14 protein-coding genes and 1 pseudogene are annotated in these 12297 nt (G+C 37.9%); 5 read left to right on the top strand and 10 right to left on the bottom strand.

Features of this window, described 5'->3' with window-relative positions; translation table 11 throughout:
* The first annotated feature begins 32 nt into the window (after nucleotides 1-32).
* A complete protein-coding gene (locus FJR08_RS02105; protein WP_015081318.1) occupies nucleotides 33-608 on the top strand; it encodes a Uma2 family endonuclease in 576 nt (191 codons plus the stop codon).
* Between the two features lie 105 nt (nucleotides 609-713).
* On the opposite strand, the gene FJR08_RS02100 is transcribed toward FJR08_RS02105, so the two are convergent.
* The 10 genes from FJR08_RS02100 to FJR08_RS02055 form a co-directional block, all read right to left on the bottom strand.
* The gene (locus tag FJR08_RS02100) at nucleotides 714-1307 is read right to left on the bottom strand and encodes a peptidylprolyl isomerase (protein WP_235082056.1); all 594 of its coding nucleotides are present in this window, start codon (nucleotides 1305-1307) and stop codon (nucleotides 714-716) included.
* Between the two features lie 89 nt (nucleotides 1308-1396).
* Nucleotides 1397-1975, bottom strand: a complete 579-nt coding sequence (locus FJR08_RS02095; protein WP_168631985.1) for a hypothetical protein — start codon at nucleotides 1973-1975, stop codon at nucleotides 1397-1399.
* A 61-nt stretch (nucleotides 1976-2036) separates the two neighbouring features.
* The gene (locus tag FJR08_RS02090) at nucleotides 2037-2615 is read right to left on the bottom strand and encodes a Uma2 family endonuclease (protein WP_168631984.1); all 579 of its coding nucleotides are present in this window, start codon (nucleotides 2613-2615) and stop codon (nucleotides 2037-2039) included.
* A 53-nt stretch (nucleotides 2616-2668) separates the two neighbouring features.
* Complete coding sequence (locus FJR08_RS02085) at nucleotides 2669-3196, bottom strand: hypothetical protein (RefSeq protein ID WP_254435664.1); 528 nt, start codon at nucleotides 3194-3196, stop codon at nucleotides 2669-2671.
* A gap of 208 nt (nucleotides 3197-3404) precedes the next feature.
* Nucleotides 3405-3629, bottom strand: coding sequence for a hypothetical protein (locus tag FJR08_RS02080; protein WP_053540115.1), 225 nt, complete (start codon nucleotides 3627-3629; stop codon nucleotides 3405-3407).
* Nucleotides 3629-4048, bottom strand: a complete 420-nt coding sequence (locus FJR08_RS02075; RefSeq protein WP_168631983.1) for a retroviral-like aspartic protease — start codon at nucleotides 4046-4048, stop codon at nucleotides 3629-3631. Before FJR08_RS02075 ends, FJR08_RS02080 begins: the two co-directional genes overlap by 1 nt.
* A gap of 1 nt (nucleotide 4049) precedes the next feature.
* Nucleotides 4050-4265 carry a hypothetical protein gene (locus FJR08_RS02070; RefSeq protein WP_371415533.1) on the bottom strand — a complete coding sequence of 72 codons (216 nt, stop codon included), beginning with the start codon at nucleotides 4263-4265 and terminating at the stop codon, nucleotides 4050-4052.
* Between the two features lie 92 nt (nucleotides 4266-4357).
* Nucleotides 4358-5047, bottom strand: a complete 690-nt coding sequence (locus FJR08_RS02065) for a peptidoglycan-binding protein (protein ID WP_168631982.1) — start codon at nucleotides 5045-5047, stop codon at nucleotides 4358-4360.
* 263 nt (nucleotides 5048-5310) lie between these two features.
* Nucleotides 5311-5472, bottom strand: coding sequence for a hypothetical protein (locus FJR08_RS02060; RefSeq protein ID WP_217357468.1), 162 nt, complete (start codon nucleotides 5470-5472; stop codon nucleotides 5311-5313).
* 27 nt (nucleotides 5473-5499) lie between these two features.
* On the bottom strand, nucleotides 5500-6801 hold the full coding sequence (locus tag FJR08_RS02055) for a site-specific integrase (RefSeq protein ID WP_168631981.1): 1302 nt from the start codon (nucleotides 6799-6801) through the stop codon (nucleotides 5500-5502).
* 159 nt (nucleotides 6802-6960) lie between these two features.
* Here FJR08_RS02055 and FJR08_RS24150 point away from each other — a divergent pair.
* The 4 genes and pseudogenes from FJR08_RS24150 to nifN form a co-directional block, all read left to right on the top strand.
* Nucleotides 6961-7113, top strand: a pseudogene (locus FJR08_RS24150) (nitrogenase molybdenum-iron protein alpha chain); the annotation flags it as partial.
* A gap of 162 nt (nucleotides 7114-7275) precedes the next feature.
* Nucleotides 7276-8811 (top strand): nitrogenase molybdenum-iron protein subunit beta, encoded by a 1536-nt coding sequence (gene nifK, locus FJR08_RS02045; protein WP_015081327.1) that lies wholly within the window; start codon nucleotides 7276-7278, stop codon nucleotides 8809-8811.
* A gap of 575 nt (nucleotides 8812-9386) precedes the next feature.
* Nucleotides 9387-10754, top strand: coding sequence for a nitrogenase iron-molybdenum cofactor biosynthesis protein NifE (gene nifE, locus FJR08_RS02040; RefSeq protein WP_168631980.1), 1368 nt, complete (start codon nucleotides 9387-9389; stop codon nucleotides 10752-10754).
* A gap of 196 nt (nucleotides 10755-10950) precedes the next feature.
* Nucleotides 10951-12279, top strand: coding sequence for a nitrogenase iron-molybdenum cofactor biosynthesis protein NifN (nifN, locus tag FJR08_RS02035; RefSeq protein ID WP_168632057.1), 1329 nt, complete (start codon nucleotides 10951-10953; stop codon nucleotides 12277-12279).
* Nucleotides 12280-12297 lie beyond the last annotated feature (18 nt).

The raw sequence follows: 12297 nt of genomic DNA, 5'->3' as shown, positions 1-12297 counted from the left end.
ACCCCAACTTTGTATATTAGGAGGATGATTTTATGTTAATTATGACAATTAAAGATGTAGAACAAGTCCAAACCGCTTTTAGTGAAGCTGGTTTAGATTACGATGTTGAATTAACAAACGGGAGAATTTCTATTGTGGGTCCATCGGATATTGTATCTAGTGAAGTTGGTATTCTTTTTAGTCGGCTATTAGCTAATTGGGTTTATCCTCGTCGTTTAGGAAGAGTATTTGATTCTGCTGGTGGTTTTATTTTACCTGATAGCAACCTCACCGCACCAGATGTTTCTTTTGTGCGGGCTGCACGTCTGCGTCAAAGTCCCCGTTATTTTGGCGAACTTGTGCCAGATTTAGTAGTAGAAATTAAATCTCAAAGTGATAGAATTAAACCTTTAGTTACTAAAATTCTCAACTTGATCAAATTAGGTGCTGTGATGGGAATTTTAATTGATCCTGATGAGGAAACTGTTACAGTTTATCGTCATCAAGGTGAACCAACTATTTTAAATAATGGCGATATTTTAACTTTACCAGAACTTTTTCCCGGTTGGGAATTAGCCGTTTCTGAATTATGGCCTCCTATTTTTACTGAAGAAGAAACTCAAAGTTAGTTTGTTTGATCGGATTAGTTTTTCTGTGGAGTTCTTGCATGGGAAACAGGGGATTTTGCCTGAAGATAGCGGTGTGCGGAGAAACCTCCGCACTAATCCTTGAGTTTATTCGTTGATAGTCACTTTGATCATTTTAACAGGTGTTTTGGGGCGATCGCCTGATCCTGTGGGAGTAGTTTCAATGGCTTTTAATACATCCATCCCTTCAGTAACTCGACCGAAAACAGGATGCTTAGATTGACCAGGTGTAAACCAATCCAGATAGTGATTGTGGACAGTGTTGATGAAAAACTGGCAACTGCCACTATTAGGTCTTCCCGTATTAGCCATAGATAGAGTTCCTGGTTCGTTAGAAAGTTTCCCGTCTTCAGGATGCTCATCTTGAATACACCCATCAGGACCATTACCAGTTCCTGCACGAGGAGAGCTAGGATCTTTACTGTGAGGACAACCAAACTGCACCATGAAGTTTTTAATTACACGGTGGAAATGCAGACCATCATAAAACCCACTTTTAGCCAATTTGATGAAATTTCCCGCCGTTATGGGCATAACATCGGTGAATAGCTCAAGAGTAATCGTACCAAGGGAAGTTTCTAGAGTTGCGGTGGGATTTGCCATGAATATTGAATTACTAATCTTTGTAGTGGGTTGGTTTGTCGCTTCTAGTTTACCTAAAATATTGAAAATAATGTTCACCAAAATCCGCAATTAACCCAAATCCGCATTACCTACTGTCAAATCAACAACCTCCACTCGTATCAAGCTGAGGTTGTTTTTTCAGCATTTTAATCTGGGAAAGCTAAACCAGTTCTCGGATCTCTGATATATAATCCTAATGTCAAACTCCGCATAACTTCATCCCAAACAGGTATTAATTGTTCCGCTTGATCTGCCCAATAATCAAAGGTAATCAAACATTGAATATTAGAACCTAAACCCACGCAAGTCCGAGAAAAAGCTTCCCTGGGTTCTGCTTGAGTATCAATAAATTTAATTTCACACCACATAATTCGGGCAGTTTGTCGCTTAACGGTAATCACTTCTCCTCTTTCAATCACATCACGGCTATCATTTTCCATGATTTTTTTTAAAGTAGATTTGAGAGGAAATAGAGTCCAATCATTAGCTGGTAAATGATTGTAAGATACCTCTAAACAACAATCATCATCAGGTGTTTTGTTATCCATGAACTTGAAAGATTTTTCTTGTGGTTCAAACACCCAATTCTGGGGAACATTAAAGCGAACCGCACCCCTCCCGGCTACAAAAATCTTATAATCATCAGGTCCTTCCCAGTGATGATCCGGTTTTAATTCGAGGGTTTCTTTAATCCATTGAAGATTGCTTTTTTTACGCTTTGTCATAATTTTAATAAGGTATTAAATTTTAGCTGGCATTAATCAGATTTACTTGGGAAATATTATTTTATGTTTCTATTTCCAATTCAACACCATCATATAGCATTTCAATCGGAAATTCAAATTCGATACTTGATAAAGTGATGATGTCTCCAGTAGTGTAAGGATAATAAAGCCACATTCTTCCTTCTCCTCGACAATAACGTTCAACAGAGATTTTTTCAGAATCAATCAAGATGTATTCTTGTAAACTGGGTATTGTTAGATAATATCTGAATTTTTCCCCTCTATCTTTACTTCTTGTACCAGGAGAAAGAACTTCCACAATTAATTTAGGATTTTGAATAAATTTGCGGGCGTTGAGGTCGTCAGGGTGACAACTAACGATAAGATCAGGATAGAAGTATAGGCTGTTAGGACTAACTTGGACTTTTACATCTAATATATTTATTCGATCACCTCTAGCACGAAGATGGGGATGTAAAATATTGTAAAGATTGAGAGTAATATCATTGTGGGGAATTGTACCACCTGTCATGGCAAAAACTTCGCCGTTGATGTATTCATAGCGAATATCCTGGTCAAGTTCCCATGGGAGATATTCCTCAATGGTCATTTTTGCTGGTTGTTGGGGAATGGCTATCATATCATGATTTTTTCAAGTTTGTTTTGATTATAGCAACTGACAAAAAATAGTTCTTAATCAGACACAATAATTGCAGCTAATCGTTTCTCAACTTCTTGAATATAATCTGTCAAACCTGTATCAAATCCTCTTTCTCGTAGATGTTTTAATTTTGTCTTTTCCCAACATAGCTTTTCCCGTTCCATATCGTTTCCTGTAAGTTGTTCAACTACTACTTTTACATTTCTGATTCGTTCAGGTTCTTTCTCTGAAGTAGCACGTAATCTGTGAGACTCTATGGAAGGATCAAAACTCAATTTATTTTTAATTTCTTCTAGAATTTGTTTCTCTTGTTGATTAGATGGAATAAAGCCATTTAAAACCCATGCTTCACGTTTTGGATCAGCAGCACCAATGACAATTTCTAATTTCGGCGTTTTATTAATATGTTCTGAACGTGCTTGTTCAATTCCTTCTTTACGTTCCGGTTGATTATCTAAATCACGGATAAAAATAACAGCTTTAATCTGTCGTATTCTTTGCAGAAAACGTACCAAATTAAGAACTTTAATAGATGCTGCACCATCAGCTTTTAAAGGCACACCCTTGCTATGACCTATAAATCTGGAAGGTTTATATTTTATTTGTGATTTTGCATCATCAATGATTTTGATAATGTCTCTCCAGCAAGAAAATTCTGTCCCTTCCTCTAAACGAGTCCATGTAATCGGGAACTATCGAAATTGAGTTCTGTAGATTTATGGCTTTTGAAATTATGAAGAATTAGTTTTTCTAGCATATTTTTATAGATCACAATAACTCAGGAATATGTTCATTTTCATAGTTTTCAATTAATGCACCAATAACTTCCATAAGCGATGCAAGAGGATGGGTTTCATCTTCACCAACTTGATCAATGAGAGTATCAAGTATATTAACCAAGTATTCATATTCTGCTTCTGTGTGAGGGACAAAAACATTTTCAGCAATGGATGACCAAGCAGTGATAGTTTGATTGATGTTTAAGGTTTGCATTATTCTTTTCTTGAATGTACCTCAAAAGCCAAATCTGCACGGTAAAAACACACATCAAACTCTAAAAAGAAGTTCATACGCCCTAATAATAAAGGTACATCATCAGATAAGCACCACGCAAAAACTAAGCGAACAGGCTCAAATGATCCAATCTGGGCAGATACCAGTAAACCTCTTGCCTCTACTGGTGCTAAATTGCCAGCCAATATCACAGAAGTAGTTTGTTCCTCCCAAATTGCACCTAGCTGGATACCTACACTGTATGGAAGAACGTTAACACTTGCGCCAGTATCCAATAAACCGGAAACGTCTACTGATGAGTTACGATAAGTAAGTGTTAATGGTAACTTTGGTAGAGCATCAGGAACACCAAAGGTATCATATCCCTCTGTAAAGGAAAATCTTTGAGTTTTAGTCATTTTACTTTTGTTCGTCGGCTTCTAGTAGTTGGGCAAGTTGATGTGCGGCGGCATGGGAATTAAGCGGTGATAAAATAGAATAGGTTGCTCCCTGTTCTAATGATGGTTCTTCATCCCTAGATAATTCGGAAACTAGAAACTGCATTACTTTTAGTTTGTCGGCACGATTTAGATTTCGCAGGGTGGGAAATAGTTCTATGGCGTTCATAATTGTCATAGTAGAGGGAATTTTATATTTCTATTTTTCCACAAGTTTCATGATTGTGCGATCGCTCTTGGGGATTTGGAAGAGTGCAATACGTGCTACACCTATATCTTACTAGTCTCATCCTTATTTATCCTATAAACCTCACTAAGCTTACTTAAAGTTTTTGGTCCAGCAGTCCCATCAATAGGTGTTACTTCATATTTTTCTTGAAAAGCACTAATTGATTGTGCCAATTGCTCATCAAACTTTTCATCTATTACACCTTGATACAATCCGATATTTTGGAGCATTTCCTTCAAATGAGACACATCCATATCTATATCATTTAAATGAGAGCGTGTATATTTTTTTTGGTTTTTTAATCTTTCTTCTGGAGTAGCTTTTTTAAGCCATTCTAAATATTTTTGGTATTGTAAATCTCTTTTCGCTTTGTATTCTTCTGATAAAGATTCTTCACGATCTCTTACTAATTCTAATCCCACAAATAAATCTTCTTTTAATTCCTTAGTTGTTTTATCTATAAGATTTTTATTCTCCTCTATTTTTCCTGACATTTCCTGTAGCTGAACCTCTATATCTTTGATCTTAAATTGCTTAATACTTGGAATAATTGCCGCCACAAAAGAAGATCCAAACCAATAAATAGCTTGTTGTTTTAGTTCTTTTTCAACTGGAAAGAAAAGTATATATACAAATACTAAGAAAGATATTGCTGAAAAAGAATATCCGAAAAACCTTAATCTCTCAGCGTCTTCAGCAAGATTACCTTGATTGCCATGATTTTCAGTCATTTTTGTTTCTCTATTGTTTGCCAAATAATCAATTAATTATACCACGCATCAGAAAAATGAGGTAGTTGATAGGAGAAATATTGGAAACAATAATCATTTAGTATGTAATTAGCTGGTAGGTTGGGTTAAGAAACGAAACCCAATATTAACTTATTTATTCCCAATCTTCATATTTCAAACCGTCAATACGGCTAAATTAACTGGTATCGTGAGTAACAAGTGTGAGATCATTTGCCAACGAGATCGCCGCAATTAACAAATCATTAGGCCAACGAGATCGCCGCAATTAAAAAATCATTAGGTCCAATGGGAGTACCCAAAGAATCAAGACGAGCGTGAATTTGTCCAGTAATTTTTGCTGCTTGATGATCTAGTGGTAAATCAGCAAATTCAGCCAATAAATAACTAATTATACAACACATCACAAAAATAATATTCTTGATTAACCAAACTTAACTGCGTTTATAAACCATTTCCATCCTCAACTTCTCTACCTCAATCTTCAATCTTTCATTCTCCATTTTCAACTCCGTATTTTTATCCTTAATCAACTCCACCTCATTCCGTTTACTCAAAGCCTGATTAATTGCCAACTTCCGCATATCCAAAGAAAACCAACGTTGATAAGTTTTCGTGTGAATCTGCACACTATGACCCAAATTATCCGCCGCAGCCTTAATAGGAACTCCCAAAATATGCGCTCGAATTGCCCAACCATGACGTAAATCATAGGGTTTAAAATCTAAACCAATTTTTCTAAACCACCAACTTACCCTTTGGATTAAAGCCGTGATTTCTGCATGATTATTTTGGTCTTTTTTACTAATTGCGATCGCCAACATTTCTAAATATTTAGGATTCCTTAAATCAAATTCATCTATCCATTCCTTATATAAAGGTAAAGCTTCTCTTTCACCTGTTTTACAATCTTTATCAACCTTCCAAGTTAAATCTATATTCTCATCACTTAACCACCAATCAATATGAGGATTAACAAAAAGCTCACGGGGACGTAAACCAAAAACCGCCAACATTCCATAAGTCCAACGCCATAATTTCCAACTATCTTTAACATCTTGATTAACTTGCTTACCTCGATTATGCAAATATTCATCAAACTTATAAAATCCAGTAACTATATCCTTATCAGTAGGAACATTGCGAGAATTACTTTCAGGGACTTTGGAATAATTAGTTAAATTAATTTCAATTTTAAAAAGTTGACAAAAAACAGAAATAGCCCTCACAGCATTATATTTAGCCCATTCCTTATCTATCTTATCAATCGCATTAATCAAAACTTCCCCAATTGCCAAATCATCAGCATTTGTATAACGCTTAATTCGAGAAAAATAATAAAAGAAAGTATGTTCACTTTTAGTTGTGCGTTTATGGGTCTTAAAATATTCCTCCTCAAACCTTGCCAATAACTCACCAATAGTTCGTAAATCCTTTTTAATTCCTTCATTTCCTAAATATTTATCATTCCAAACAAAACTTTTTCTAGCAATTAACTTACCTAACTCATAAGCTTCTTCTTCCGCAGTTTTCAAACCTAGTAAATTTGCCGGAATATTCAAACTGAGATTATATTGCTTTTTCCCCGTTCCCCTGATATCCTCATCTCCCGGTTTAATAGGTAAAGTTGCCCGTAATTGCAGACATCCATTGGATTCCCGAATTGTTACCCTAGCCTTCGCAGACTTTAACCGCAGATTTACACGCTCCAATTCCCATAACATCTCTTCTTTCATCCTTTGCGCCTTTGCTCCTCCGCGCCTTTGCGCGAAACTTAACTCTGAATCTTTCAGACTATATTTAGACTAAAAATAAATGAGTTAACTGCAAACATAGTTTATCCCTGACATTGCTCACTGCAAACATAGCGAAGTTAAAAGCTATTAAACCAGCAATATAAATACTCCGGACCTTATCACGGTTACGACGGATTCGCAATCTTCGCTCGTGACATGGATTTAGCTCTGAACAGCCCAACCTGGGGATTAATCGGCGCTCCCTGGAACAAGAAAGCTCAAGCTAAGGCTAAAGCTAAGGCTGCCGTCTAGGGGACAAAAGATAGTCTGGGGTTTTACCCCAGGAGAGTTGGGAAGTCAAGATTCAAAATTAAAAATTTCATTGTTCTGGATTTTGCATTCTGAATTTTGAGGCCCATTCCCGACTCTCCACCGAACGCAAACATAATACACAGCAAGCTTGGAGATATAGAAATGCCTCAAGATCCCAATAAGATTCAGGACCACGTTGAGTTATTCCACCAACCAGAATACCAAGAACTGTTTGAAAACAAAAAACAGTTTGAAAACGGTCACACCCCTGAAGAAGTACAACGAGTTTCCGAATGGACAAAAAGCTGGGAATACCGGGAAAAGAACTTTGAACGGACAGCTTTAACCGTTAACCCAGCTAAGGGTTGTCAACCTTTAGGTGCTATGTTTGCGGCTGTGGGTTTTGAAGGTACTCTTCCCTTTGTTCAAGGTTCTCAAGGTTGTGTAGCTTACTTCCGTACCCACTTAACCCGTCACTACAAAGAACCATTTGCTGGTGTTTCTTCTTCCATGACAGAAGACGCTGCTGTGTTCGGTGGTTTACAAAACATGATTGATGGTTTGGCTAACTCCTACAGCTTGTACAAGCCAAAAATGATCGCTGTTTGCACCACCTGTATGGCAGAAGTTATCGGTGATGACTTACAGTCATTTATCGGTAATGCTAAAGAAGCTGGTTCAGTTCCTCAAGATTTCCCCGTACCTTTTGCTCACACACCTAGCTTCGTTGGTTCTCACATCACTGGTTACGACAACATGATGAAGGGAATTCTTTCTACCTTAACCGTAGGTAAAAAGACAGCCAAGAGCAACGGTAAAATCAACTTTATCCCTGGTTTTGATACCTACGTAGAAAACAACCGCGAAATTAAGCGGATTGCTTCTTTAATGGGTATTGACTACACCTTGTTATCTGACAACAGTGATTATGTTGATTCACCTTGTGATGGTGAATACAATATGTATCCAGGTGGTACTAAGTTGGAAGATGCAGCAGATTCCATCAACGCTAAGGCTACTATTGCTCTTCAAGCTTACTCTACCACCAAGACCCGCGAATACATTGCTAAGGAATGGAATCAAGACGTTAGTGTTGCTCGTCCTTGGGGTATCAAGGGAACTGACGAGTTCTTGATGAAACTCAGCGAAATGACTGGTAAGGCTATTCCTGAAGAGTTAGAAATCGAACGTGGTCGTGCAGTTGACGCAATGACCGACTCCCATGCTTGGTTACATGGTAAGCGTTTCGCTATCTACGGTGATCCTGACTTAGTTTACAGCGTAGTTGGTTTCATGTTGGAAATGGGTGCTGAACCAGTACACATCTTGGTTCACAACACCAATGAAGTATTCGAGAAAGAATTGCAAGCATTGTTAGATTCTAGCGCCTTCGGTAAGTCCGCTAAAATCTGGGGTGGTAAAGACTTGTGGCACTTACGCTCCTTGTTATTCACCGAACCCGTAGACCTATTGATTGGTAACTCCTACGGTAAGTACCTGTGGCGCGATTGTGGTGTACCTTTGGTAAGAATCGGTTATCCTATCATGGACCGTCACCACTACCACCGTTATGCAACTGTTGGTTACAAAGGTATCATCAACTTGTTGAACTGGATCGTTAACACAGTATTTGAAGAAATTGACCGCAGCACCAATGTTGCTGGTAAGACCGACATTTCCTACGACTTAATTCGTTAAGAATGTCTGTAGGGTGGGGTTTCCCCATCCTTAAAAATAGACAAAGGGGATTGGGATATAGGCAATTTACCTAACATCCTATCCCCTATCTCCAGTTCTTAATAATTAAACGCAGATAAACGCAGATAAACGCAGATGAATTAATTTTTTCTCTTTTCTCTTGCAAAACCAAATGTTATGAAAATCCCACCCCTAGAAAATACAGATAAATACATATCTTTTTTGAAAGTTTATCTGTGTAAATATTAAGTTAATCAGATTTTGCAGAAAATCTATAAATCAATCCAAACTAAGTATAAAAACTTGGTTATTTTCGGGGAATTAGAATTATTATATTTAATATATCCTGTGGTAATCCTAAATTATTTGTGAGATATTTCTCACTTATTCTCTATTACAGCAAGTTTCTATGATCTTTTCTGTAGAGACACAAACCCAGAAATAGATAATGCTGTAAATAGTTCCACAAATAATTTTTATTAATTTGCAATATTTTTCTCGAAGTCATCATCTTGATGATTAACTTTAAGCAAGATTTGTCATGGTTGTAAACTCCATCTAGCACAAGAATAAAAATGAAAGTCACCCAAAGCAAAATTAACGAACTTCTGAGTGAATCAGGATGCGAACATAATCAACAGAAACAGGGAGAAAAGAAAAATAAATCTTGTACCCAACAGGCTCAACCAGGTGCGGCTCAAGGTGGTTGTGCCTTTGATGGGGCGATGATTGCTTTAGTTCCTATTACCGATGCTGCTCACTTGGTACATGGTCCGATCGCTTGCGCTGGCAATTCCTGGGGAAGTCGTGGTAGTCTGTCTTCTGGACCAATGCTTTATAAAACAGGTTTTACTACCGATGTGGGTGAAAATGATGTAATTTTCGGTGGTGAGAAAAAGCTTTATCAGGCGATTTTAGAAGTTAATGAAAATTACAAACCTGCGGCAGTTTTTGTTTACGCCACCTGCGTTACAGCCTTAATTGGTGATGATATTGATGCAGTTTGTAAGGTAGCAGCCGAAAAAATTGGTACTCCGGTAATTCCTGTGATTGCTCCCGGATTTATTGGGAGTAAAAATTTAGGTAATCGCTTTGGTGGTGAATCTCTACTAGAATATGTAGTGGGAACTGCTGAACCTGAATATACTACCCCTTATGATATTAATTTAATAGGTGAATATAATATTGCTGGGGAAATGTGGGGGGTTTTACCTTTATTTGAAAAGTTAGGAATTCGGGTTTTATCGAAAATTACTGGTGATGCTCGTTATGAAGAAGTGCGTTATGCTCACCGGGCTAAATTAAATGTGATGATCTGCTCACGGGCGTTATTAAATATGGCGCGAAAAATGCAGGAACGTTACGGAATTCCCTACATTGAAGAGTCATTTTATGGAATTAAAGATATTAACCGTTGTCTGCGAACTGTAGCTGCTAAATTAGGTGATGCTAATTTGCAGGAACGCACAGAAAAACTCATTGCTGAAGAAACTGCGGCTTTGGATATTGCTCTTGCTCCCTATCGAGCCAAGTTGAAAGGAAAGCGCGTTGTTCTCTATACTGGTGGTGTGAAAAGTTGGTCAATTATTTCTGCTGCGAAGGATTTGGGAATTGAAGTTGTGGCCACAAGTACCCGCAAAAGTACAGAAGAAGATAAAGCGAAAATCAAAAATTTGTTGGGTAATGATGGCATTATGTTGGAGAAGGGGAACGCTACAGAACTCCTGAAATTAATTGAAGAAACTAACGCAGATATGCTTATTGCTGGCGGTAGAAATCAATATACTGCTCTAAAAGCGAGAGTTCCCTTTTTAGATATTAACCAAGAACGTCATCATCCTTATGCCGGTTATGTGGGCATGGTGGAAATGGCGCGGGAGTTGACTGAGGCTTTATATAGCCCCGTTTGGGAGCAAATTCGGAAGCCAGCACCTTGGGAGTAAATTAGCTGACAGGTGATGGTAAGGGCGAAGCATTCGGAACATAATTTTCGAGAAAAACCGCTAATTTATCGCCCGAATGCTTGGGATGGTAAGGGCGAAGCATTCGGAACATAATTTTCGAGAAAAACCGCTAATTTATCGCTCGAATGCTTCGCCCCTACGACTTCTGACAAATTATTTTGAGATTATAGTTATTATGGCGATCGCAATTGTTTCAGAAAAGTCTCTGACTGTAAACCCCCTCAAACAAAGTCAGGCTTTAGGCGCTTCTTTGGCTTTTTTGGGGTTGAAGGGGACTATGCCTTTATTTCATGGTTCTCAGGGTTGTACGGCGTTTGCAAAAGTGGTTTTGGTTCGACATTTTCGGGAAGCAATTCCTCTTGCTACTACTGCAATGACGGAAGTTACTACGATTTTGGGTGGTGAGGAAAATGTGGAACAAGCTATTCTCACTTTGGTGGAAAAGGTACAACCGGAAATTATTGGTTTGTGTACTACGGGGTTAACAGAAACTAGAGGTGATGATATTGAAATGTTCTTGAAGGATATTCGAGAACGTCACCCTGAACTTAATCATTTAGCCATTATTTTTGCTCCCACTCCTGATTTTAAAGGTGCATTACAAGACGGTTTTGCAGTTGCAGTTGAAAGTATAGTTAAAGAAATTCCCAAAGCCGGGGGAATTAAACCGGAACAAATCACCATTTTAGCTGGTGCTGCGCTCACTCCTGGAGATGTCCAAGAAGTTCGAGAAATGGCCACAGCTTTTGGTCTAGAACCAATATTTGTTCCTGATTTGGGAGCTTCTTTAGATGGACATTTAGAAGATGGTTATACTCCTATAACTGCTAGTGGCACAACTTTAAAAGAATTACGTTCTTTAGGTAGTTCGGCTTTTACCTTAGCATTAGGTGAAAGTATGTTGGGGGCGGCGAAAATTTTAGAGGAACGGTTTGGAACTAACTATCAAGTATTCAGAGATCTAACAGGATTAGAACCTGTAGATCAATTTATGCAAAAGTTATCTTTATTAAGTGGAAATCCCGTTCCTGAAAAATATCGCCGTCAACGTCGTCAATTGCAAGATGCAATGTTAGATACTCACTTTTATTTTAGTTCCAAACGAGTATCTTTAGCTTTAGAACCAGATTTGTTGTGGACAATGGTGGGATTTTTGCAATCAATGGGGGCGGAAATTCACAATGCTGTCACCACAACTCGTTCCCCATTACTTGAACTACTTCCTATCAATAATGTCACCATTGGTGATTTAGAGGATTTTGAAAACTTGGCGCAAGGTTCTGATTTATTGATTGGTAATTCTCATGTAAATACCATCTCTAAACGCCTTTCAATTCCGCTCTATCGTTTAGGTATTCCTATCTATGACCGATTAGGAAACGGGCTATTTACCAAAGTAGGCTATCGCGGTGCTATCGAACTTCTTTTTGGCATGGGAAACCTATTCATAGAACAAGAAGAATCATCAATGATGCACCAATGGTCATCAGTAATCAACAAATAATAACTGACAACTGTACGG

It is taken from the genome of Dolichospermum sp. UHCC 0260 (genome assembly GCF_009711985.1).
GTDB lineage: Bacteria > Cyanobacteriota > Cyanobacteriia > Cyanobacteriales > Nostocaceae > Dolichospermum > Dolichospermum lemmermannii.
This window is presented reverse-complemented; position numbering and strand designations above follow the sequence as displayed.

Excerpts from the sequence above, each read along its gene's own strand:
- FJR08_RS02105 (WP_015081318.1), top strand. The coding sequence starts at position 33 with ATGTTAATTATGACAATTAAAGATGTAGAACAAGTCCAAACCGCTTTT.
- FJR08_RS02095 (WP_168631985.1), bottom strand. The coding sequence starts at position 1,975 with ATGACAAAGCGTAAAAAAAGCAATCTTCAATGGATTAAAGAAACCCTC.
- FJR08_RS02090 (WP_168631984.1), bottom strand. The coding sequence starts at position 2,615 with ATGATAGCCATTCCCCAACAACCAGCAAAAATGACCATTGAGGAATAT.
- FJR08_RS02080 (WP_053540115.1), bottom strand. The coding sequence starts at position 3,629 with ATGCAAACCTTAAACATCAATCAAACTATCACTGCTTGGTCATCCATT.
- FJR08_RS02075 (WP_168631983.1), bottom strand. The coding sequence starts at position 4,048 with ATGACTAAAACTCAAAGATTTTCCTTTACAGAGGGATATGATACCTTT.
- FJR08_RS02070 (WP_371415533.1), bottom strand. The coding sequence starts at position 4,265 with ATGACAATTATGAACGCCATAGAACTATTTCCCACCCTGCGAAATCTA.
- FJR08_RS02065 (WP_168631982.1), bottom strand. The coding sequence starts at position 5,047 with ATGACTGAAAATCATGGCAATCAAGGTAATCTTGCTGAAGACGCTGAG.
- FJR08_RS02055 (WP_168631981.1), bottom strand. The coding sequence starts at position 6,801 with ATGAAAGAAGAGATGTTATGGGAATTGGAGCGTGTAAATCTGCGGTTA.
- nifK (WP_015081327.1), top strand. The coding sequence starts at position 7,276 with ATGCCTCAAGATCCCAATAAGATTCAGGACCACGTTGAGTTATTCCAC.
- nifE (WP_168631980.1), top strand. The coding sequence starts at position 9,387 with ATGAAAGTCACCCAAAGCAAAATTAACGAACTTCTGAGTGAATCAGGA.
- nifN (WP_168632057.1), top strand. The coding sequence starts at position 10,951 with ATGGCGATCGCAATTGTTTCAGAAAAGTCTCTGACTGTAAACCCCCTC.